The sequence below is a fragment of the Roseibium sp. Sym1 genome, from assembly GCF_027359675.1.
Classification (GTDB): Bacteria; Pseudomonadota; Alphaproteobacteria; order Rhizobiales; family Stappiaceae; genus Roseibium.
Genome location: NZ_CP114786.1, coordinates 2618131 through 2638949, shown reverse-complemented (window position 1 = coordinate 2638949; position 20819 = coordinate 2618131). Strand labels below are relative to the sequence as shown.

Genomic DNA, 20819 nt, shown 5'->3' with positions numbered 1-20819 from the left:
TCAAACGTGGTTAGCGAAAGCTTAACACGGCCTGCCCCGGCAGGCCGCCTTTCGTGTCAGTCGATCAGCGGCGACCAGGACGGATCCGACGCGAAGGCCGGCGTCTCCAGACGCTGCTCGTTGTATCCGGTCAGGTCGACGGTCCAGACCTGCGGACCGCCATTGGCGCCCGGCGTGTCCCGGAAGAACACCAGCACCCGGCCGTTCGGCGACCAGGCGGGTCCCTCGTTGTGATAGCCCTCTGTGAGGATGCGCTCGCCCTTGCCGTCCGGACGCATGACGCCGATCATGAAGCGGCCCTGATGCTGCTTGGTGAAGGCGATCAGGTCCCCGCGCGGCGACCAGACCGGCGTCGAGTAACGGCCTGGCCCGAAGGAAATGCGCTGCGCCTCGCCGCCGCCCGCGCTCATGACATAGAGCTGCTGCGTGCCGCCACGGTCGCTTTCAAAGACGATCCGGCTGCCGTCCGGAGAATAGGACGGGCTGGTGTCGATCGCGGCCGTGTTGGTCAGGCGCGTCGTCCGGCGCGACCGCAGGTCCATCTTGAAGATGTTGGCATTGCCGCCCTGCTGCAGGCTCATGACGACGCTCTGGCCGTCGGGCGAGAACCGGGGGGCAAAGGTCATGCCGGGGAAATTGCCGACGATCTCGCGCTGGCCGGTCTCGATGTTGAGCAGGTAGACGCTCGGATCGGCGGCGCCATAGGACATGTAGGTGATTTCCTGGCTGGTCGGCGAGAAGCGCGGCGTCAGCACCAGGTCCTCGCCCCGCGTCAGGTAACGGGTGTTGGCGCCGTCCTGATCCATGATGGCCAGCCGCTTGATGCGCTTGTCCTTCGGCCCGGTCTCGTCGACAAACACGATCCGGGTATCGAAATAGCCCTTTTCGCCGGTCAGGCGCTCATAGATGGCGTCGGCGATGATATGGGCCAGCCGGCGCCAGTTTTCCGGCGTTGTGTAGAACTGCTGACCGAGCATCTGTTCGGCGGCGAACACGTCCCAGAGCCGGAATTCCGCGCGCAATCGCCCGTCCGGCTGCTTGATCACGGTGCCCGTCACCAGGGCCTGGGCCTGGATCTTGCGCCAGTCGCCGAAGCGCGGCGTCGAATTCACGCTCATGTTCTTCTGCAGGAAGCTGGCCGGGTCGAGCGGGTTGAACAGGCCGGACCGCTTGAGATCCGCCGAGATCACACCCGTCATGTCCGCCGCCAGCTTGCTGTCGCCCCCCTCGGCGGTGAACGACGGCAGGGCGATCGGCAAGGGCTCGATGTTGCCGCCGCGAATGTCGATTTCAACGAGGGCCCGCGCCGGCTGCATGGCCAGCAGAATCAGGCCCAGACCGACAAGGAGTTGCCGCAGAAGATGGCTCATCTTCCGTTCCAACCGATCAGTTTTCATCGTTTCCGTCGTCAAACCTGGCCTCCTGCCATTCAAGCGAAGCATGTTCCGCTCCCGGTATTCGGTTTTCATCCCGATCCAACCTGAGCGCATCATTGGTTAGGATCCAAAATCAGCATCAATATGTTCCCGCCACGCGACTGGCATGTCATTCCGGTCTCGCACCCGATCCTAGGAAAAATTCGGATCGAACGACAACTTAAGTTCATTCCAGCCGTTGGCGCCGCCGTATTTGTCCGCCGGCAGGATGGTGAAGCCTCCCTCGTTGTCCACCTGGTAGATCGCCCGTTTGGCCGAGTCCGCCAGCGACTGGAAACGGGGATCCGGATACGTGTTCAAAAGCACCGGCGCCCCGGCCAGCTTGCCCTGCGGGGTAAACTTGATCTGGTACGTGATCCTCATGTCCGGCGGATACTGGTCGGGAAACTTGTTCCAGCGTTCCTGGATCATCTGGCGAATGAGATCCTTCTCGTTCGCCGTCAGGCCGGCATGCTGCACGCCACGCTGATCACCGACGGAAGCGGGCTGCTGCGAGGACGGGCCGCTGGAGCCTCCGTTTTCCTTGCTCAGGAGCTGGTCGATTGCATTTGCATCGAAGTTGCTCCGGTCCGTCTCCGGCGTGCGTCTCGGCGGCGTGGGCTTGGACCGGCTCACTGCCGCTGCGATTTTCTGGTTCGGAAGCGGCGCGGCCTGCTGCACCGGTTCGGGTTCCGGCGCGGGCTCGGGCTCCGCGGCAGGTTCCGGCTCCGGTGCCGGGACCGGCTCGGCATCCGCCGGCGGTGCCGACGCCGGCTCGGGCTCGGCCGCCGGTGTGGGTGCAGGGGCCGGTGCGGGCGCGGGAGGCGGCGGCGGTGGAGCGGCCGTGTCCTGCGTCGGTGCCGGTTGTTCGGCCGGCTGCGGTTCCTCGGCCGGTTCCGCTTCACGCGGTTTCGGCGCCGGCGGCGCCTCGATATCCCCCTCCCGGTCCCCGACCTGGATCTCCGTCTTTTCGGCCAGCGTCGCGAAATCCATGTCGATGAAGACAGGCTGCTCTTCCTGTTCAGGAAAGCGCTCCGCGCCCGGAAAGGCGATCAAGCCCCAGAGAAGGATTGCCGAATGTCCGGACAGTGACGCGATGAGACCTGCGCGCATGGTGCGTTACGAGTCCCGTTCATCCTCTGTGCGCAGCGCCAGCCGCTTGAAACCGGCAGCACTGATGCGGCCCATCACCTGCATCATGGTCCCGTAGCTGGCATTGCGGTCGCCGAACACGTAGATGCGTTCGTCGTAGCCATTGGCCGCGATCGCCTCCAGTGTCGGTACGACGTCCTCGAGCGCGTAGGCCTCCTTGGAGATGAAGATCTCGCCGGACGCCTTCACGGTGACCGTGATCGGTTCATTGTCCCCGGTCAGCTGCTGCGCCTGGGTCTCCGGCAGATCGACCGGAACCCCCACGGCCAGCAGCGGCGCCGTGACCATGAACACGATCAGAAGCACAAGCATGACGTCGACGAAGGGCGTCACGTTGATTTCGCTCATCGGCGCGTGGCGCTGCCTGCGCCGGCCGCGGCGCCCGCCTGACTGTGCGGATCCGGCTTGCATGCCCATGGCTCAGCCCCTCTCGTCGATCTGGCGCGACAGGATGGCCGAGAATTCGTCGGCAAAGCCTTCCATCCGCGCGACCGCCTTGCCGACATCGGAATTGAACTTGTTGAAGGCGATCACGGCCGGGATCGCCGCCAGCAGACCCAGCGCCGTCGCAAACAGTGCCTCGGCGATGCCCGGAGCCACCACGGCTAGGTTCGTGCTTTCCGAAGCGGCAATCGCCTGGAAGGCGGTCATGATGCCCCAGACCGTGCCGAACAGGCCGATGAAGGGCGCCGCCGAGCCGACGGTCGCCAGCACGAGCAACCGGTTCTCGAGCCGCTCGGCCTCGCGCTGGATGGTGACATCCATGACCCGGTCGATCCGCTGCTGCAGGCTGCCGATGGCCGGACGCGCGCCTTCATGGCTGCGTTTCCACTCGCGCATCGCCGCCACGAACAGGGCCGCCATGGAATGGTTCACCCGGTTGTGCAGCGTGTTGTAGAGCTCTTCCAGGGACTGGCCGGACCAGAACACGGTTTCGAACCGGTTCATCTGCCGCCGCGTGCGCCCGACCAGCATGAACTTGTCGACGATAATCGCCCAGCACCATACGGATGCGAAGATCAGGCCGGCCATGACGACCTTCACGACAATATGCGCCTGCCAGAACAGATCGAGAAACGTATGTTCACCCATGTTTATTAAGACCCCTAGGCCGTCTGATACTGATGTGCAGTCCAGGTTCCGAAAGCGTCAGGATGGACCCGGAATCAGGAGGCCGGATAATGTAACCAGCCGCCTCTCTGACGTTTGATTTTGTCAAAACTGGGACGTTTCCATTCAAAGAACGCCCCTCTCTAAAGGAATCAATTAAGGTTACTGCAAGATTAACGCAGGTAATGGAGTTGTAACTATTTTCCTGAGGACGGCCGGCAGGACCGCCCAGGTCCGCGCAAGGCCCTCAATTGTCGGGGCTTTCTCCAGGCACATGCCGTTGAAGTTTTTCCGCCAGCACAAGCGGCAGCCGCGTCGGCCGCCCCTCGGACGTGATCACCGCAACGGTCACTGCAGCGGAAATCAGCAAATCACCGCCCCGATGGATCCGCTGCCCGAGCCCGATGCGCGCGCCCCTGAACTCCGCGACGCTCGTGCGGACTTCCAGCACATCGTCGATCCGGGCCGGCTTCTGGAAGTCCAGTGTCATGGACCGCACGGCAAAGGCCAGCGAAACCCCATGCGCGCCCGATGCCATATCACTGTGATGAATGCCGATCAGGCGCAGGAAGTCGGAGCGGGCCCGCTCGAAAAAGCGCACATAGGCCCCGTGATAGACGATGCCGGTAAAGTCGGTGTCCTCGTAATAGACCCTGACGGGCAGCACATGGCCGCCCTCTTCCAGGCGACCCGACAGATCCGGCCAGTCAGACACGACGACATCCCCGCTTTCCTGAGACCCAAAAAAGAAGGCCGCCCGGTCGGCAACCGGACGGCCTGACTTGCCCATACCTACGATCGCCGTCAGGCGGCTGCAACCTCGGAGAGGAATTTCTCGACCGAGGCCCGCAGATGTTCGGCCTGCTGCTTCATCTCGATCGTCGCCGTCAGCATGTCGCCGACCGCCTGGGAGTTTTCCGCAACGCCCTCGTTGAGCGATGCAACCGTGTTGGCCACGCTGCGCGTGCCGTCCGCGGCCTCGGCCACGTTGCGCGAGATCTCGCCGGTGGCCGCGCCCTGCTGCTGGACGGCGTCGGAAATGGTCGTGGTGTAGGAATTGACCTCCTCGACCGATTCCGACACCCGTGCGATCTCGTCGACCGCCTCCGTTGTCGATGCCTGGATCGCCGCGATCTGGGCGGAAATCTCCTCGGTTGCCTTGGCGGTCTGGCCGGCCAGCGACTTCACTTCCGAGGCAACAACCGCGAAGCCCTTGCCGGCGTCACCGGCACGGGCCGCCTCGATGGTCGCATTCAGCGCCAGCAGATTGGTCTGCTCGGCGATTTCCGAAATCAGCGAGACAACGTCGCCAATCTTGTTGGCCGCTTCGGCCAGGCCGGAGATCTTGGAGTTGGAACTTTGCGCCGCCGTGGTGGTCTGCGCCACGATCGAGGCTGTCGTTTCCACCTGCCGGGAAATCTCCGAAATGGAAGCGTTCAGCTCCTCGGTCGCCGAGGCAACCGCCTGCACGTTGGAAGACGCGTTTTCAGAGGTGGACACGGCCGTCTGGCCCTGTTCCGAAGCGGAGGCGGAGCGTGCGTTGAGCGCGGAGGACACGTCCTCGACGCGGGCGATGTTGGTTTCCACCAGTTCGAGCACGGTCTGGGATTCGGCCCGGAACGCGGCGATCAGCGAATCGATCAGCTTTTCGCGTTCCTCGCGGGCGATGTGTCCCTTCTTGCGGTCCGCCGCAAGGCGCTCCCGCTCGATCGAATTGTCCTTGAAGACCTCGATGCAGCGGGCCATGCGGCCGATCTCGTCCAGCCGCTCGGTTGCCTCGACACCGACTTCCAGGTCGCCGTCGGCAATCTTGCGCGCCGCCACGGAAAGCCGCTCCATGGGAGCGAACATGCGCCGGGTCACCCACCAGATCAGGCCGACGATCGGGACCAGACAGAGAAACCCGGAAATGACCGCGCCATAGGTGATCCGGTCGGCAGCCGCCGACAGCTCGGTCTGCTTGACCGCCTCCACCACCCCGAAGGGCGCGTCGATGAAGGTATTGCTTGCCTCCGCGAACCGGTAGTCCCCGTCGCCCAGCCGGATCAGGCGGTCATCGACGCGAATGTCGGCGATGGAATGCACCGCGGCAACCTCACCGTCCGCACCGAGCTGCACCAGCTTGCCCGAGGAATCCGAAAGGAAAACCTGCTCGCTTTCGCCAAGTCCGGACTTTTCGTTCAGGAGCCCGGCCAGGTGTTTCATGTCCACGGTAAAGGCGACGGCGCCGAAGAACCGGTCGAGATAGAAGACCGGCGCCGCCAGCACCGCGCTTACGGAACCGTCATCGGATGTCACGAAACCTGAGGAATAGATCTGGCCGCCGGCCAGGGTATCGGCTTTCAGGGCTGCGAAGAGCTTGCCCATGGCGACCTGGACCGGATGACCCGCGATCTGCGCATCATCCACGTGAAACCCGAATTCGGGTCCCTTGCGATAGGTATAGGTGAGGTAACCGTCCGGATTGGCGAGCGCCGCATCCGAGAACAACCCCTGTCCGATCAGATCCTGATAGATCGGATGAACGACCTTGTGATTGTTCACATAGTAGTTGGACTCGGCCGGCTCCACCAGGAGATGCCGTTCGTTCGCCGGGTGCGGATTGTCGTCGACGAAGATCTTGCGGAGAAGCCCGGTCTGCCCCTCCTTCAGGTTCTTCCAGCCGACCATGGTCTTCATCAGGCTGTCCTTGGCCCCTTCCAGGGTCACGAAGAAGGCCGCGCTGTCCCTGACCTGCCCGAGCGACAGTTCAAGGACCTTCTGCTTGGCCTTGGTCGCACTTTGCAGCCCGGCATCCGCCTGCCCGTTGGCAACGTCCCGGGAAATGATCGAAGTCACAGTCACGATGGCAACGCACATTGTCAGTGCGCCCGCCAGAAACATCAAAGCCAGTTTAGAAGAAAGCCGCTTCCGCATGGTGTCCCCCACATAGTTAACGGGACAATACGGCTGTATTCGCCAATAAATGCTTAATTATCGAGCAGGCCCTGCCAGTTTCGGATGACTTGTATTTGCCAGGCGTTGGAATCCCTAGTCCGGGTCCGAAAAAAGGCCCATCTGCGGTGCATCCGCACGTGCGGGTGCGGCAAGGCCCAGATGTTCGAAGGCCATCGGCGTCAGGATCCGGCCGCGCGGCGTGCGTTGCAGAAAACCATTCTGGATCAGATAGGGTTCCACGATTTCCTCGATGGCATCCCTTGGCTCCGACAGGGCCGCGGCGATGGTTTCGATGCCGACAGGTCCACCGCCGAAATTGACGGCGATCTGGTTGAGATAGCGCCGGTCGAGACTGTCGAGGCCCGCGCTGTCGACCTCAAGCTGCAGCAGCGCCTTGTCGGCAAGCGCACGGTCCACCCGTTCTGCGCCTTCAAAAACGGCGAAATCACGCACCCGGCGCAGCAGACGCCCGGCAATGCGCGGCGTGCCGCGCGATCGCTTGGCGATTTCATGCGCTCCGTCCTCGGCCATGCCGATGCCGAGAATGGACGCGCCGCGCTTGACGATATGTTCCAGCTCGGGGACCGTGTAGAACTGCAGCCGGACCGGTATGCCGAAACGGTCCCGGAGCGGCGTCGTCAAGAGGCCGAGCCGGGTGGTCGCCGCCACAAGGGTGAACTTGGCCAGATCGATCTTGACCGAGCGAGCCGCCGGCCCCTCGCCGATGATCAGGTCGAGCTGGAAATCCTCCATGGCCGGATAGAGCACTTCCTCCACGGCCGGGTTCAGCCGGTGGATTTCGTCGATGAACAGGACGTCCCGTTCTTCCAGATTTGTCAGGAGTGCGGCCAGGTCCCCGGCCTTGGCGATCACCGGACCGGAGGTCGCCCGGAAATTCACGCCGAGCTCGCGCGCCATGATCTGGGCCAGGGTTGTCTTGCCAAGACCCGGCGGGCCGACAAACAGCACGTGGTCCAGCGCCTCGCCCCGCGCCTTGGCCGCGCCGATGAAGACCTTCAGATTGGCGCGCGCCTGCGCCTGGCCGACAAATTCGTCCAGCGCCTGCGGCCGCATGGTGCTGTCGATTTCATCGCCGCGGATCTCCGGCGTCACGATACGGCTGTCATCCGACATGGCTTACGACCACAAACAGAAGCACCAGAAGAGCGAAGGAATAGGCCACCCGAAGTGCATAGAATTTCTTGTACTGGCGCAAAACGAAAGGATCGTCCGTTTCGATCCGGCGCCCGTTGATGGAAAACGGACGGTCGCCCACCGCCTGGCTGAAACGGTGGTCGAGATACATGATGCCGCCGATGCCGAGCACCACAAAGGCAATCGCGATGACGGCATAGGTAACGGCGATCATCCTGACAGTTCCTTCAGCCCCAGGCGGATCAGCGTTTCCGTCGTCGCCTCCTCGCCGGCCGACTGCATCGCCTTTGCGACAGCCCCGCTCGCCTGTGCCTGGGCATAACCCAGATTGGTCAGCGCGGAAACCGCCTCGGCAACCGGCCGCGCGGCGACATTGTCGGCGACATTCTGCGACACGGCAATCGTACCCTGGTCGACGGTCGCAAGGGCCGGCGCCTTGTCCTTCAGTTCCGAAACGATCCGTTCGGCGACGCGCTTGCCGACACCCGGCGCACGGGTTATCGCGGCCTTGTCGCCAAGCGCGATCGCGTTGGCGACGTCGCCGGCCTTCATGATCCCGAGTATGCCGAGCGCAACCTTGGCGCCCACCCCCTGCACGGTCATCAGAATGCGGAACCATTCGCGTTCCGCCTCGGCCGAGAAACCGTAGAGCCGGATCATGTCCTCGCGCACGATGGTCTCTATGAACAGCACCGCGGCTTCCCCCGCTCGTGGCAGGCCTTGCAGGATGCGCGAGGGGCAATGCACCTGGTAGCCGACACCGTGGACGTCCAGGATCACGTGATCCTCGCCGTAACTGTCGACCGTGCCTTTGAGTTTTCCGATCATGCAACCCCCATTGCCGCCAGCCGCGCCGCGCCGCTGGCCCGGTGCTGGGCGTGGCAGATGGCGATCGCCAGCGCGTCGGCCGCATCGTCACTGTTGAAGGTTGCCCGCGGCATCAGCACCTTGACCATCGCCCGGATCTGTTCCTTTTCCGCGTGGCCGGTGCCGACCACGGTTTTCTTGACCAGGTTTGGCGCGTATTCGGCGACCGGCAGTCCGGCGAGAGAAGGCACCAGCAGCGCGATGCCGCGTGCCTGCCCGAGTTTGAGCGTCGCGCCCGCATCCTTGTTGACGAACGTGTGCTCGACAGCGGCTTCCGCCGGCTCGAACCCGCGCACGACCTCGCTCAGGCCGTGATGCAGCTCGACCAGCCGTTCGGCGAGACTCTTCTTGTTGTCGGAGGTCACGGTACCGGAGGCAATGAAGGACAGCCGGTTTCCCGCCGCCTCGATCATGCCCCAGCCGGTGCGCCGCAGTCCCGGGTCGATGCCCAGCAATCGAATCGCGTGTGTCATGGAACAAATCGGTAACAAAACTTCCCCGTTGACGCCAGACAAAGCGCGGCTTACCACCGGAAAGCCTGTCCATAACATGCCCAATCAGGCAAGTGCCCGGGCGTTTTTCGACCTTCTTGCCCTGCCTTCCGGCGCAGTCTGCGCGTGCCGGTGTCCGGCTCCCCCGTTTCCCGCGAAGCCCATGTTCGACATCTTCAACTCGTTTCCACCGCACCTCCTGGCCTTTCTGGCCGCTGTCCTGTTCGTTGCCGGTTGCGTGCGCGGTTTCGCCGGCTTCGGCGCGGGCATGATCTTCATGCCGGTGGCAACGAGCGTCATGCTGCCGTCGACGGCCGCCGCCGCCTTCCTGTTCATCGACGGGCTTGTCGCCCTGCCCCTGGTCATCCGCGCCCTGAGACTGTGCGACTGGACAACCGTGCTCCCGGCCGTCATCGGCGCGGTCATTTTCGTTCAGTCCGGCGCCTGGCTGCTGGCCAACACGGATGTGCTTGCTCTGCGCTGGTTCATCTTCGCCATTGTCACCGGACTGTTGCTGCTGCTGATTTCGGGCTGGCGCTACCGGAGCAAACCGACGAGGCCCGTTTCCTTCGCTGTCGGTGCCGTTGCGGGTGTCCTGGGAGGCGTCTCTCAGGTCTCGGGTCCGCCGGTGGTCGCCTTCTGGCTGTCCAGCGCCAGGGAACCGGCCATCGTGCGGGCCAACCTGATCGTGTTCTTCGCGCTGGCCAGCATCGGCACCTTCGCGGCCTATGTCCTCAACGGCTTCTTCACCGTGAAGGTGTTCCACCTGCTGTTCGTGGCGGTCCCCGTCTACGCGCTCGCGATCTATCTCGGATCGAACGGTTTCAGGAAGGCCGATCCCGCGCTTTACCGGAAGCTCGCCTACGGCCTGATCGCGCTCGCGGCACTCACCAGCATGCCCGCCCTCGACCCGCTGTTCCGGTAGTCGGTTCCTGCAGCAAAGCACTCCAGGACGATCTTATCCCGACGAGCGCTCGATTAGCTTCTCCTGCCACTTGGCGCATTTTTCCGCCATCAGGCGATCGAGCTCGGCCTCGAACTCCTCGCGGCTGTCGCAGGCCTGCGCCAGGACACTCAGCGCAACGATCGCCGCATCCGCGGCTTCCTCGCGGACATCGGCCAGCGTCCGGTTCTTGTAGCCGCTGCCCGGCGCACCAGTCGCCGACAGCACCGCCTGCGCCAGCTCGCCCGCTTCCTCGGCCAGTTTCAGCGCCCGTTCCTGCAGGGTCTTCGGGTCCTTCTGGGTCAGGTCGTAGATATTGAACATGAAGCTTCCTTGATCAGTCCGGACTTCTCTTTCGTCTTCGCGGACGACAGAAAGATGCCGCATAAAAAACCCCGGCCGGGCCGGGGTTTTAGAAGTCAGGCCGGGCAGAAACCGGTCAGGAGGCCAGCGCCGCCAGGGTTTCCTCGTCGACGTCGAAATTGGCGTAGACGTTCTGGACGTCGTCATCGTCTTCGAGCATGTCGATCAGCTTCATCAGGGTCTGAGCCTTGTCGGCGTCGACCGGGGTCAGGTTCTGAGGCTTCCAGATGATCTTGGTGGAGTCCGCCTCGCCCAACGCGTCCTCCAGAGCCCTGGCGACCTCGTTGAGGTCTTCAAAGGCGGAATAGATCGTGTGACCGTTCTCGTCGGACTGGACGTCTTCCGCACCGGCCTCGATCGCGGCTTCCAGCACAGCTTCGGCTTCACCGGCCTCCGGCTTGTAGACAATCTCGCCGACCCGGTCGAACATGAAGGAGACCGACCCGGTTTCGCCGAGCGATCCGCCGCATTTGGTGAAATAGGAGCGGATGTTGGACGCGGAGCGGTTGCGGTTGTCGGTCAGGGCCTCGACGACGACGGCGACGCCTGCTGGGCCGTAGCCCTCGTAGCGGATCTCCTCGTAAGACTCTGCATCGCCCGCCTGGGACTTGTTGATCGCCCGCTGGATGTTGTCCTTCGGCATGGACTGGGCCTTGGCGTTCTGGACGGCCAGGCGCAGGCGCGGGTTGGCGTCCGGGTCCGGATCGCCCATTTTCGCCGCGACGGTGATTTCCTTGGACAGCTTGGAGAACATCTTGGAACGGGCCGCGTCCTGGCGGCCCTTGCGGTGCATGATGTTCTTGAATTTTGAATGGCCTGCCATGGCTCTTCTCGGCTCTCTACGGATGATGTCGGTGAAAAACTGCGCCGCTTATAGGCAAGTTGGCTCTGAAAATCCAGTTCGGCGAAATTATCGGCTCGAGGCAGCCTGGCCACCGTTCCAGAACGGCGGCAGCACCGGCTCCAGCCGCCCGCCGATCCGAAGCGGCGCGATCCGTTCCGCAAGGCCCGTGCGGTCGTCGGTCTCGATGGCGACCCCGCAAACCGTGGGATCACCGGCTGCCGGCGTGAAACGGGATCCGGGAATCTTGCGCTGGAACCGGTTGACCGGCTCGTCCTTTTCCATGCCCAGCACGCTGTCATAGGCACCGCACATTCCGGCGTCGGACATGTAGGCGGTGCCGTTTTCCAGGATCTGGTGATCCGCCGTCGGCACATGTGTGTGCGTGCCGACCACGAGGGACACCCGGCCGTCGAGGAAATGGCCCATGGCCTGTTTCTCGCTGGTGGCCTCGGCATGCATGTCGACGATGATGGCATCGGCAACGTCTCCGAGCGGGCAGTCGTTGACCGCCTTGTCGATGGCGGCGAACGGGTCGTCGAGCGAATCCATGAAGACGCGGCCCATGACATTGGCAACCATCACCCGGGCCCCGTTGCGGGCCGTATAAAGATGCGCGCCCCGCCCCGGCGTGCCGGCGGGGTAGTTCACCGGCCGCAACAGCCGGTCCTGGCGCTCGATATAGACCAGCGTGTCGCGCTGGTCCCAGACGTGGTTGCCCGTGGTCACGACGTCGGCGCCGGCGTCCAGCACGTCCTGGAGGATGGCTTCGGTGATCCCGAAGCCGGCAGCGGCATTTTCGCCGTTCACAATCACGAAATCCAGCTGGTTGTCCTCGACCAGTCCGGGCAATTCCTCGATGGCGGCGGTCCGGCCGGCACGGCCGACCAGATCGCCCAGAAACAAGATACGCATAAGTCCTCGCGGGATCAGTCGAACGCGCGGTATCCGCGTTCGGTCAGGATTCCATTCAAGGGCTTGTCATGCGCTTCCGCGGGCACGCGGTCAACCTCCTGAATGGCAAAGGCAAGGCCGATGCGCACCAGGGGACCTGATTTTTCAAGGCTCGCAATCGCGTTGTCGTAAAAGGCCTTGCCGTAACCGATGCGGTTTGCGCGGGCATCGAACCCGGCCAGCGGCATCAACAGGACGTCGGGGCGCAACTCCTGCGCTTCGGGTCCTGGTTCCATGCAGCCGAAACCGGCTGGCACCAGCTCGGTGTCGCGGTCCAGACGGCGGAAAATCAGGTTCGGACCGACCATCACCGGCAGGCAAAGCACATGACCTTTCTGGCGGAGCCTGTCCAGCAGCGGCCTCGGGTCGATCTCGTCCCGGATCGGCCAGAAGCCTGAGACGACGGCCCCTGGCGGCAGAGGCAAGTCGTCGACGTGATCGACCAGCGCGAGGCTGCGTTCGATACGGTCCGTGACCGGCATGGCCTTCCGGCGCGCCAGGACCACCTTGCGCAATGCGGCTTTTTCATCTGCTGTGGAAACAGGATCGATCATGGGCCCTCAAACAATATTTACCGGCCCGCTCTCTTTCGGAAGGAAATGCGCAGCCGCCCGACCGTTGGATCTGCAATCCCGGAGAACCTACAATGTAGGTGGGCGCCGTATGCAACGGACCACGGCCCAGCGCAGGGACAGCTCCCGAAGGAATGCGTAAGGCCCCGGGGATAATGTTCCTGACGTATCGGGCAGCCGCAACTACCGCATATAATCCGGCCTCGCCGCAATTACCAGAGCGGCATGGAATTCGCCACAAACGAACCGCTTCAGAAAGCTCACCCCGAAAAAGACCTGTCCGGTTTTCGGCCTTTGCCGCGATGCATTCGGATCATGCCTTACCAAGAGGTAATTAAATAAAAAATAGGCACATACGAAATCATACTTAGTTACGAAAAAGCATAATTATTTCAAACAAAAGTTTGTAGGCCTAAGTAGATTCATCAATTCGAGCGAATATTTTATATTGTTGATAAATTTGAATCAAATTCACAATATGCAACTTGTGGTCGACATTGTTTCTAATACACTCAAATGGCAATGCTTTTTGAGGCATGCGCTGTCGGCCTTTTTTGCAACATGTCCAAAAAAGAGAGGAATATCTCATGGCAGATGACAAACCGGGCCTTCTCCACACGCCTGAGTACCTGAAAGGCTTGGCGGAACAACTTCGCGCCGAAGCAGATCGCGCCGAAGCCCGTGCCAAGAGGTTGTCCAGCGGTGCGGAGAAAGCAAGTTGCGAGTCGGGGTGCTGGAACATTCTTTCGACCTGCATCCAGGTTCAACCGCTTTGAAATCCTGGTGTCCGGCGCGACGAGCGCCGGACATTCTTTCTTTCCACTCCGACCCCTCTTCAGCCAGACGGAAGATCCGGCAGTTCGACCGGCAAAAGCCCAGGGAAGCGACGCCATGACCTATCAGCAAGCTCTGCCAGCCCCCAAACTCAAGGATGGCATCTACCTCAAACCCATGAACGGCTACGCATTGGTGCATGGCCACCATCCGTCGCTGATCCGCATGATTCACCCTTCCGAGGCTTTCTTCCTCAGCCTCTGCAACGGCACCTATACCTTACCGGAAATCTCCTATCTTTTCGGCTCGACCTTCCGGCTTCCCCCAGCAGACGCAGAGCCACGCATTGCCCGGTTTATCGATCAGTTTCAGGTATTTGTGAAACAGGTTCCCAGATCGGCGGCACCGGACAGCATGCCTCAAGCCCGTCTGTCCCCCAGCGATTTTCTCTATCCCGGCGACGACGCGGCCATCGCAAATGCCACCTACGGCCAATGGCCTGTCCCGGCCGGAATCAACATCACGCTGACCTTCAAGTGCAACTTCAACTGTTCCTACTGCTACCAGGACCTGCTGCAGCCGGACGGCAAGATGTGGACCTTTGACAAATGCCTGGGCCTGGTCGATGAAGCCGCGGATTGGGGTGTCGTCTTTCTGGGACTGACAGGAGGAGAGCCCACAATATTCAAGGGCTGGCTGGAGCTGATTGAGCGTGGCCTGAGCCGTGGCATGATCCCGACAATGACGAGCAACGGCACCGTCATCGGCACAAGCCCCGAATATGCCCAGCGCCTGGCCGCCGCCGGCATGAAGGAAATCACGATCAGCTTCGACGCCCCGAATGCGGAGCTTCATGACGAAATCACCCGGTCCAAAGGGCAGTTTCCAAAGGTCCTGAAAGCGATCGAGCACCTCGTCGACAGCGGAATCCGCGTCGTCATCAAATGCGTGCTCACACCGAAAAACCGGCATCTGATCGTTCCCATGATAGACATGCTGGCGGATCTCGGCGTCTCTGAAATCGGCATCTCCTACATGGAAAGCGGAGCCTTGAATTCCGGGGCGAACCTTTCGGACAACATCTCGACCGGTGAACTCCTTGAGGTGCGAAAAGCCGTTCTCGCCAAGCGGGATGAATACATGTCCGTTTGCACGATACACCCGCCGAAGGACGCCACCAGGAAATGGGGTCAGGATGACTGGTACCCCTGCGGCGGGATCAATATGGGCATGTCCATCTTTCCGAGCGGTGACGTCTCGGTTTGCGACAAGATGCACGGTGTCAAGGACTTCACCTACGGCAACGTTTTCGACAGCGGCCTGAGAGCGATCTGGCAGGGGGACGCGTTTCAGGCGCTCCGGGAGAGAACCGTCGACCCGGCACGGATCGATCCGGACTGCGCAAAATGCAGCAAGCTGCACATGTGCAGGACGTCGTGCTTTGTCGACGCGTTTAACCAGAGCGGCAAATACCTTGCCAAGGACCCCAATTGTGGCGGGCCTTTCCTGAACTAGGGAAACCGCGTTCAACCGGACGCGAAAGATGCCGCAACTTATTGAAAGAATGAAATTTCCTGCTTCCGCATAAAGTCACGCGAAAGCAGGATCATCCAGCAATCCCTTGTGAGCAGAGAGATGCCCATGTCGGTCGAATTTGAAATCGGATATCACGGGGAAATCACCGAATTGGCGAACGGCACCCTTTTGGACAGTCAGCAGCTCGGCATTGTGGTCGCGGCAAACATCGCGCAGGATCTTTTCCAGACGAAAAGTTTCATCCACTTCGACAACTGCGATTTTCCGGGCGGGATCGGCCATATCGACGACGAGTGGAACGCGATTGATACGCAAGGCAATCGGTCCGACGCAGCGCTGGTCTCCTTCGGCGCGTTACTGCACACGGTCCAGGACTTCTACGCGCACTCGAACTGGATCGAGTTGCATCTGGACAGCGATCCGGTTCCAACCTGGGATTTGAAGCTGTCGTCGTTGCCGGCCAATATCGTCAGCGGAACCTGGTCCCTCGGCTCGCCCAAGCTCTGCGGGCCCGGGGCACCGTCCCACAGTCAGCTCAACAAGGACAGTCCCAAGTCGCCGGAAGGATCGAAAGTCGTCTCCTCCGGACCGAACACGGGCAAAAGTTACTTCGACCTGGCCTTTTCCGCCGCGCTCGCCGCCTCAAAGCTACAATTCAGCCGATTGGCGCAGCTACCGCCGGCGGCAATTGCGGCAACGGCGGTCGAAACGCCGCCGGATCTCGAGGATCTTGTCGAAATCATGCGCGGTTTGCGGGAAACCAACTGAAAGAAAGGCACTGTCAGACCGCCGAGACAGATGCGGCCGCGGCCGGATCAGGAGGCCTCGGATGATTTGAGGCTCTTGGAAAGACTGTCCGCAAGGCTCTCGATACGCGCTGCGGCCTGGTTGACCGCCCTGGAAAGCTCTTCCTCGTTCTGGCTCATGTCGTCGAGGGCGGACACCTGCTGCTTCCGGGCCTCGGCCAGATCCTCTTCCAGCTGCGCCACCTTGCGCTCCAGCTCGGAGACCTGGTCTGTTGCCATGATACCGGCCATGACGGTGAGGCGCTGGTCGCCGATCTCGCCGAAGGCCCCGCGCAGCTCGTTGATCCAGCCGTCGAACCGTCCCGCGAGTCCCTGGAGCCGCTCTTCCTCGCCGTCGTCACAGGCCATGCGGAAGGATTTGCCGTTGATGGTGACGGTGATCTGAGCCATGCGAACCTATCCCCCGTGCGCGTCGAGCACGCTGCGAATGGTTTCCATGGCAGAGACAAGCCGCCGGGACACATCCTTGTTGGCTTCTTCCAGCCTGGAGGCGCGGGCTTCGCTTTCATCGAGAGAGGCAGCAAGCTGGGATCTGTCTTCGCCCAGTCTTTGCAGATCGTCCTGCAGGGCGTTAAGGGAGCGGTCAGCGTCCATACGCCGCTGGACGGCGGTTTCCAGCTGACCCACAGCCTGGTCCAGGCGTCTCACCGCGTCAGCAAGGCTGGTCTTTTCCATGCAGTCGACTTCCGCCATTAATTACATTGTCCCAAGTGTTTTTGCGGCGGCCCGCCCATCCTTTTCAAGCAACAGACTGGAGATTTGGCGCTTTCGCCCTGACGTTTCGTGCATAAAACTTGTGCAAACAGAACGGCGTTCCGAAGCGCTTGCATACCGGCGAAAAAGCAAATCCTTATCAGGGCATCGAGCTTAGGCACCGCAACTTCTCTCAGTCAATGCCACCATTGGCAGAATCCTCAATTCTCTGGGGCCATGAGCCTTTCATTCGGTTGAATTGGCCGGGGTGCGCGTGATCGGATACGAGGCGCAAATCTTTGGAAACCATCCGGTTTCCAAAGATTTGCAACGACGTGGCCGGACACATTCCCCCTGTCCCGCAGCAACACAGAAACGGCTTCGCTCTGCTGCATCAATCCGCGTGAGCCGGGCAGGAAACCCGCTTTTCACGCTTGTCCTTGCAGCCCATCGCCGTTTGCCGCTCCCTCTCAACCAAATGATTGTCTCCTGATCCTAACCCGTGACAGGAAATTTTCTTCCGCAATTCGAAGTCGCCTTGCACCACAGCAGCTTTGTTGACTCGGGTGCGGTTCCTGATATTTGTCTGGCGCCTGATCGAAATTGACGATAGTTAACTTTTGAGCAACGTACCTCAAATCTGCCTTGCCGAGCGCTGTGCTTCGGGTATGGGCGCTCCAGAGCAAGCAACGGGAAGAAGATGACCGATCTTGATAAACACCAGCGCATGGCAAATGCGATCCGCTTTCTTGCCATCGATGCCGTGGAACAGGCCAAATCCGGTCACCCCGGACTGCCCATGGGCGCTGCCGATATCGCGACAGTACTGTTCACCGAATTCCTGAAATTCGACCCGACCGCCCCGCACTGGACCGACCGCGACCGTTTCGTGCTGTCCGCCGGACACGGCTCCATGCTGCTCTACAGCCTGCTTTACCTGCTCGGCTACGAGGACTTCTCCCTCGACGAGATCAAGAACTTCCGTCAGCTCGGCTCACGCACGGCCGGCCATCCGGAATTCGGCCACGGCGCGGGCATCGAGACCACCACGGGCCCGCTTGGTCAGGGCCTCGGCAACGCCGTCGGCATGGCGATCGCGGAACGCCTGCAGTCGACCCGCTTCGGCGAGGATCTTGTCGACCACTACACTTATGTTCTGGCGGGCGACGGCTGCCTCATGGAAGGCATCAGCCAGGAAGCCCTGTCGCTGGCCGGTCACCTGAAACTGAACAAGCTGATCGTCATCTGGGACGACAACGGCATTTCCATCGACGGCAAGGTCGAAATCACCGACTCGACCGACCAGCAGGCCCGTTTCGCCGCCTCCGGCTGGAACACGCTCAGCGTCGACGGCCATGATCCCGTCGCCATTTCCGCAGCTATCCGCCAGGCCCAGGCCAGCGACCGGCCGACCCTGATTGCCGCCAAGACCACCATCGGCTTTGGCGCGCCGACCAAGTCAGGCACTGCCAAGGTCCACGGCGCACCGCTCGGTGCGGAGGAAATCGCCGGCACCCGCGAAGCCCTCAACTGGCCGCACGCGCCCTTCGAGGTTCCCAGCGACATTCTTGACGCCTGGCGTATTGCCGGCCTGCGCTCCGCCTCCGCCCACAAGGATTGGCAGAAACGTTTTGCGGATGCCGATGCCGAGACCCGGGCCGAGTTCGAGCGCCGCAACCGCGGCGACCTGCCGGCCGGCTATGCCGCGGCGATGATGGACTACAAGAAGAAGCTGGCCGAAGACCAGCCGACCATGGCGACCCGCAAGGCCTCCGAGGCGGTCCTGGGTGTCATCAACGAGGTTGTTCCGGAAACCATCGGCGGCTCCGCCGACCTGACCGGCTCCAACAACACCAAGACCGCGCAGACGGCCCCGATAACCCCGGACGATTTCTCGGGCCGTTACATCCACTACGGTGTCCGTGAGCACGGCATGGCCGCGGCCATGAACGGCATTGCCCTGCATGGCGGCCTGGTTCCCTATTCCGGCGGCTTCCTGATCTTCTCCGATTACTGCCGGCCGTCGATCCGCCTTGCCGCCCTCATGGGACAGCGCGTCATTCACGTCATGACACACGATTCCATCGGTCTTGGCGAGGACGGGCCGACGCACCAGCCGGTGGAGCATTTCGCCGCCCTGCGCGCGATCCCCAACCTGAACTTCTTCCGTCCGGCCGACATCACCGAGACGCTCGAATGCTGGCAGTTGTCGCTGGAGAACCGGAATGGCCCGTCCGTCCTGGCACTGACCCGCCAGAACCTGCCGTCCCTGCGCAAGACCTTCGAGGAAGACAACCTTTGCGCCAAGGGCGCCTATGTGCTGATCGACAGCGACGACGACGCCGCGGTCACGATCTTCGCTTCCGGGTCCGAGGTCGAAATCGCGGCAGGCGCTCACGAAGAACTGACCGAAGCCGGCATTGCCACCCGCGTGGTGTCCGTGCCTTCCTTCGAACTGTTCGAAGCCCAGTCCGACGACTACAAGGCCGCCGTGCTTGGCACCAGCCCGGTCAAGATCGCCGTCGAGGCAGGTATTCGCATGGGCTGGGAACGCTTCATCGGCTCCGATGGCACCTTTATCGGCATGACCGGTTTCGGTGCCAGTGCTCCGTACAAGGAGCTTTACGAGCATTTCGGCATCACAAAGGAGGCCGTTGTCGCGGCCGCCAAGGAAAAGCTCGACGCTTAATCGAGATCAATTCCCGGCACCGAGACTTCCTCCTATGGTGCCGGGTCTTCGAGCACGTCATGTGCTATTTCAGTGACCACTCTAAGTGGCTTTTAAACCGGTTTAGGCCCCGACCAGGCACGCCGGAGATTGCGGGAGTTGATTATGGTAACCAAGGTAGCAATCAACGGATTTGGACGTATCGGCCGCAACGTGTTGCGCGCCATCGTCGAATCCGGTCGCACCGACATCGAAGTTGTTGCGATCAATGACCTCGGCCCGGTCGAGACCAACGCACACCTCTTGCGCTACGACAGCGTTCATGGCCGTTTCCCGGCCGACGTCGCGGTCAATGGCGACACCATCTCGGTTGGTGGCGGCAATCCGATCAAGGTGACCGCGATCCGCGACCCGAAGGACCTGCCCTGGGGCGAGCTCGGCGTGGAAGTCGCCATGGAGTGCACCGGCATCTTCACAGCCAAGGAAAAGGCGTCCTTGCACCTGGAAGCCGGCGCCAAGCGCGTGCTGGTCTCCGCCCCGGCCGCCGGTGCCGACAAGACCATCGTCTACGGCGTCAACCACGACGCGCTGACCGCCGACGACCTGGTCGTGTCCAACGCGTCCTGCACCACCAACTGCCTGTCCCCGGTCGCCTATGTCCTCAATGAAGCCGTCGGCATCGAGAAGGGCTTCATGACCACGATCCACTCCTATACCGGTGACCAGCCGACCCTGGACACCATGCACAAGGATCTCTACCGCGCCCGCGCCGCGGCCATGTCCATGATCCCGACCTCCACCGGCGCCGCCAAGGCCGTCGGGCTGGTGCTGCCGGAGCTGAACGGCAAGTTGGACGGTGTCGCCATCCGCGTGCCGACCCCGAACGTGTCCGTGGTCGACCTCAATTTCATCGCCAAGCGCGAGACCTCCGTCGAGGAAATCAACGCGGCCGTCAAGGCCGCCGCCGACGGCAAGCTGAAGGGTATCCTGGGCTACACCGAAGATCCGCTCGTCTCCATGGACTTCAACCACGACAGCCATTCGTCGGTCTTCCACATGGACCAGACCAAGGTCATGGACGGCACCTTCGTGCGCATCCTGTCCTGGTACGACAACGAGTGGGGCTTCTCCAACCGCATGGCCGACACGGCCATCGCCATGGCGAAACTCATCTAGGAAAACCGAAGGGACGCCGGACAGGTCCGGCGTCCCTTTCCGGTGCCAGTACCGGCCGTTTCAGGAAAATCGTCCCAGGAAATCCAAATCGGACCTACGTCCAGGGCAATCGTCATGTAGACTTGAACCGTAGTTGCGCAGTTCAAGACTGGAGACGCTGCCATGACCCCGCTTCTGGTTATCCTTGGTTCGTTGTTCGCGATGGGTTGCCTTGTGGGCTTTTACTTCTACAGGGCCGATCTCACGGAGGAGCAGCAGCGCATCCCGTCAGATCAGGATTGGCAGCCGGACATGGAGCCGTCCGACGCCGACGTGACGAAAAACCGCGACCCGTCGGAACTGGACCCCTGACCGTCCTCACCCCAG

General features: G+C 62.0%; 23 protein-coding genes and 1 other RNA gene. 7 read left to right on the top strand and 17 right to left on the bottom strand.

Annotated features, from left to right (window positions below):
• Positions 1-56: 56 nt before the first annotated feature.
• The 10 genes from tolB to ruvC all read right to left on the bottom strand — a co-directional run bounded on the left by tolB (position 57) and on the right by ruvC (position 9109).
• Positions 57-1370 carry a Tol-Pal system beta propeller repeat protein TolB gene (gene tolB / locus O6760_RS12090; protein WP_269585609.1) on the bottom strand — a complete coding sequence of 438 codons (1314 nt, stop codon included), beginning with the start codon at positions 1368-1370 and terminating at the stop codon, positions 57-59.
• A gap of 198 nt (positions 1371-1568) precedes the next feature.
• Positions 1569-2528 (bottom strand): hypothetical protein, encoded by a 960-nt coding sequence (locus O6760_RS12085; RefSeq protein WP_269585608.1) that lies wholly within the window; start codon positions 2526-2528, stop codon positions 1569-1571.
• 6 nt (positions 2529-2534) lie between these two features.
• Positions 2535-2984: an ExbD/TolR family protein gene (locus O6760_RS12080; RefSeq protein WP_269585607.1), complete on the bottom strand. Its 450-nt coding sequence runs from the start codon at positions 2982-2984 to the stop codon at positions 2535-2537.
• A 3-nt stretch (positions 2985-2987) separates the two neighbouring features.
• On the bottom strand, positions 2988-3659 hold the full coding sequence (tolQ, locus tag O6760_RS12075) for a protein TolQ (protein ID WP_269585606.1): 672 nt from the start codon (positions 3657-3659) through the stop codon (positions 2988-2990).
• 265 nt (positions 3660-3924) lie between these two features.
• Positions 3925-4392 (bottom strand): tol-pal system-associated acyl-CoA thioesterase, encoded by a 468-nt coding sequence (gene ybgC / locus O6760_RS12070; protein ID WP_269585605.1) that lies wholly within the window; start codon positions 4390-4392, stop codon positions 3925-3927.
• Between the two features lie 89 nt (positions 4393-4481).
• The gene (locus O6760_RS12065) at positions 4482-6536 is read right to left on the bottom strand and encodes a methyl-accepting chemotaxis protein (protein WP_269585604.1); all 2055 of its coding nucleotides are present in this window, start codon (positions 6534-6536) and stop codon (positions 4482-4484) included.
• Between the two features lie 171 nt (positions 6537-6707).
• Positions 6708-7748: a Holliday junction branch migration DNA helicase RuvB gene (ruvB, locus tag O6760_RS12060; protein ID WP_269585603.1), complete on the bottom strand. Its 1041-nt coding sequence runs from the start codon at positions 7746-7748 to the stop codon at positions 6708-6710.
• Positions 7738-7983, bottom strand: a complete 246-nt coding sequence (locus O6760_RS12055) for an endonuclease (protein WP_269585602.1) — start codon at positions 7981-7983, stop codon at positions 7738-7740. Before O6760_RS12055 ends, ruvB begins: the two co-directional genes overlap by 11 nt.
• On the bottom strand, positions 7980-8597 hold the full coding sequence (gene ruvA / locus O6760_RS12050) for a Holliday junction branch migration protein RuvA (protein WP_269585601.1): 618 nt from the start codon (positions 8595-8597) through the stop codon (positions 7980-7982). The genes O6760_RS12055 and ruvA overlap by 4 nt, the downstream gene beginning before the upstream one ends.
• On the bottom strand, positions 8594-9109 hold the full coding sequence (gene ruvC, locus O6760_RS12045; RefSeq protein ID WP_269585600.1) for a crossover junction endodeoxyribonuclease RuvC: 516 nt from the start codon (positions 9107-9109) through the stop codon (positions 8594-8596). Before ruvC ends, ruvA begins: the two co-directional genes overlap by 4 nt.
• Before the next feature lie 181 nt (positions 9110-9290).
• On the opposite strand from ruvC, the gene O6760_RS12040 reads away from it, so the two are divergent.
• Positions 9291-10052, top strand: a complete 762-nt coding sequence (locus O6760_RS12040; RefSeq protein ID WP_269585599.1) for a sulfite exporter TauE/SafE family protein — start codon at positions 9291-9293, stop codon at positions 10050-10052.
• 33 nt (positions 10053-10085) lie between these two features.
• Here the strand turns inward: O6760_RS12040 and O6760_RS12035 are convergent, their stop codons facing one another.
• From O6760_RS12035 to ssrS, 5 genes are all read right to left on the bottom strand, one after another.
• Complete coding sequence (locus O6760_RS12035) at positions 10086-10394, bottom strand: MazG-like family protein (protein ID WP_269585598.1); 309 nt, start codon at positions 10392-10394, stop codon at positions 10086-10088.
• 115 nt (positions 10395-10509) lie between these two features.
• Positions 10510-11256, bottom strand: coding sequence for a YebC/PmpR family DNA-binding transcriptional regulator (locus O6760_RS12030; protein WP_269585597.1), 747 nt, complete (start codon positions 11254-11256; stop codon positions 10510-10512).
• A gap of 87 nt (positions 11257-11343) precedes the next feature.
• Positions 11344-12189: a TIGR00282 family metallophosphoesterase gene (locus tag O6760_RS12025; RefSeq protein ID WP_269585596.1), complete on the bottom strand. Its 846-nt coding sequence runs from the start codon at positions 12187-12189 to the stop codon at positions 11344-11346.
• A 14-nt stretch (positions 12190-12203) separates the two neighbouring features.
• Positions 12204-12782, bottom strand: coding sequence for a 5-formyltetrahydrofolate cyclo-ligase (locus O6760_RS12020; protein WP_269585595.1), 579 nt, complete (start codon positions 12780-12782; stop codon positions 12204-12206).
• A 46-nt stretch (positions 12783-12828) separates the two neighbouring features.
• Positions 12829-12983: non-coding RNA, 6S RNA (gene ssrS, locus O6760_RS12015), on the bottom strand.
• Positions 12984-13387: 404 nt separating this feature from the next.
• Here ssrS and O6760_RS12010 point away from each other — a divergent pair.
• From O6760_RS12010 to O6760_RS12000, 3 genes are all read left to right on the top strand, one after another.
• Complete coding sequence (locus O6760_RS12010; RefSeq protein WP_269585594.1) at positions 13388-13576, top strand: hypothetical protein; 189 nt, start codon at positions 13388-13390, stop codon at positions 13574-13576.
• Between the two features lie 115 nt (positions 13577-13691).
• Positions 13692-15089, top strand: a complete 1398-nt coding sequence (locus O6760_RS12005) for a radical SAM/SPASM domain-containing protein (RefSeq protein WP_269585593.1) — start codon at positions 13692-13694, stop codon at positions 15087-15089.
• Positions 15090-15215: 126 nt separating this feature from the next.
• Entirely contained in the window at positions 15216-15878 is a 663-nt protein-coding gene (locus tag O6760_RS12000; protein WP_269585592.1) for a hypothetical protein, read from the top strand.
• A gap of 47 nt (positions 15879-15925) precedes the next feature.
• Here O6760_RS12000 and O6760_RS11995 read toward each other — a convergent pair whose 3' ends face one another.
• Together O6760_RS11995 and O6760_RS11990 are read right to left on the bottom strand one after the other, a co-directional pair.
• Complete coding sequence (locus tag O6760_RS11995; protein ID WP_269585591.1) at positions 15926-16306, bottom strand: cell division protein ZapA; 381 nt, start codon at positions 16304-16306, stop codon at positions 15926-15928.
• Between the two features lie 6 nt (positions 16307-16312).
• The gene (locus O6760_RS11990; protein ID WP_269585590.1) at positions 16313-16591 is read right to left on the bottom strand and encodes a DUF4164 domain-containing protein; all 279 of its coding nucleotides are present in this window, start codon (positions 16589-16591) and stop codon (positions 16313-16315) included.
• Positions 16592-17309: 718 nt separating this feature from the next.
• Here O6760_RS11990 and tkt point away from each other — a divergent pair.
• From tkt to O6760_RS11975, 3 genes are all read left to right on the top strand, one after another.
• Entirely contained in the window at positions 17310-19298 is a 1989-nt protein-coding gene (gene tkt / locus O6760_RS11985) for a transketolase (protein WP_269585589.1), read from the top strand.
• 144 nt (positions 19299-19442) lie between these two features.
• Positions 19443-20453, top strand: coding sequence for a type I glyceraldehyde-3-phosphate dehydrogenase (gene gap, locus O6760_RS11980; protein ID WP_269585588.1), 1011 nt, complete (start codon positions 19443-19445; stop codon positions 20451-20453).
• 162 nt (positions 20454-20615) lie between these two features.
• Positions 20616-20804, top strand: coding sequence for a hypothetical protein (locus O6760_RS11975; RefSeq protein ID WP_269585587.1), 189 nt, complete (start codon positions 20616-20618; stop codon positions 20802-20804).
• The last annotated feature ends 15 nt before the right edge of the window (positions 20805-20819 follow it).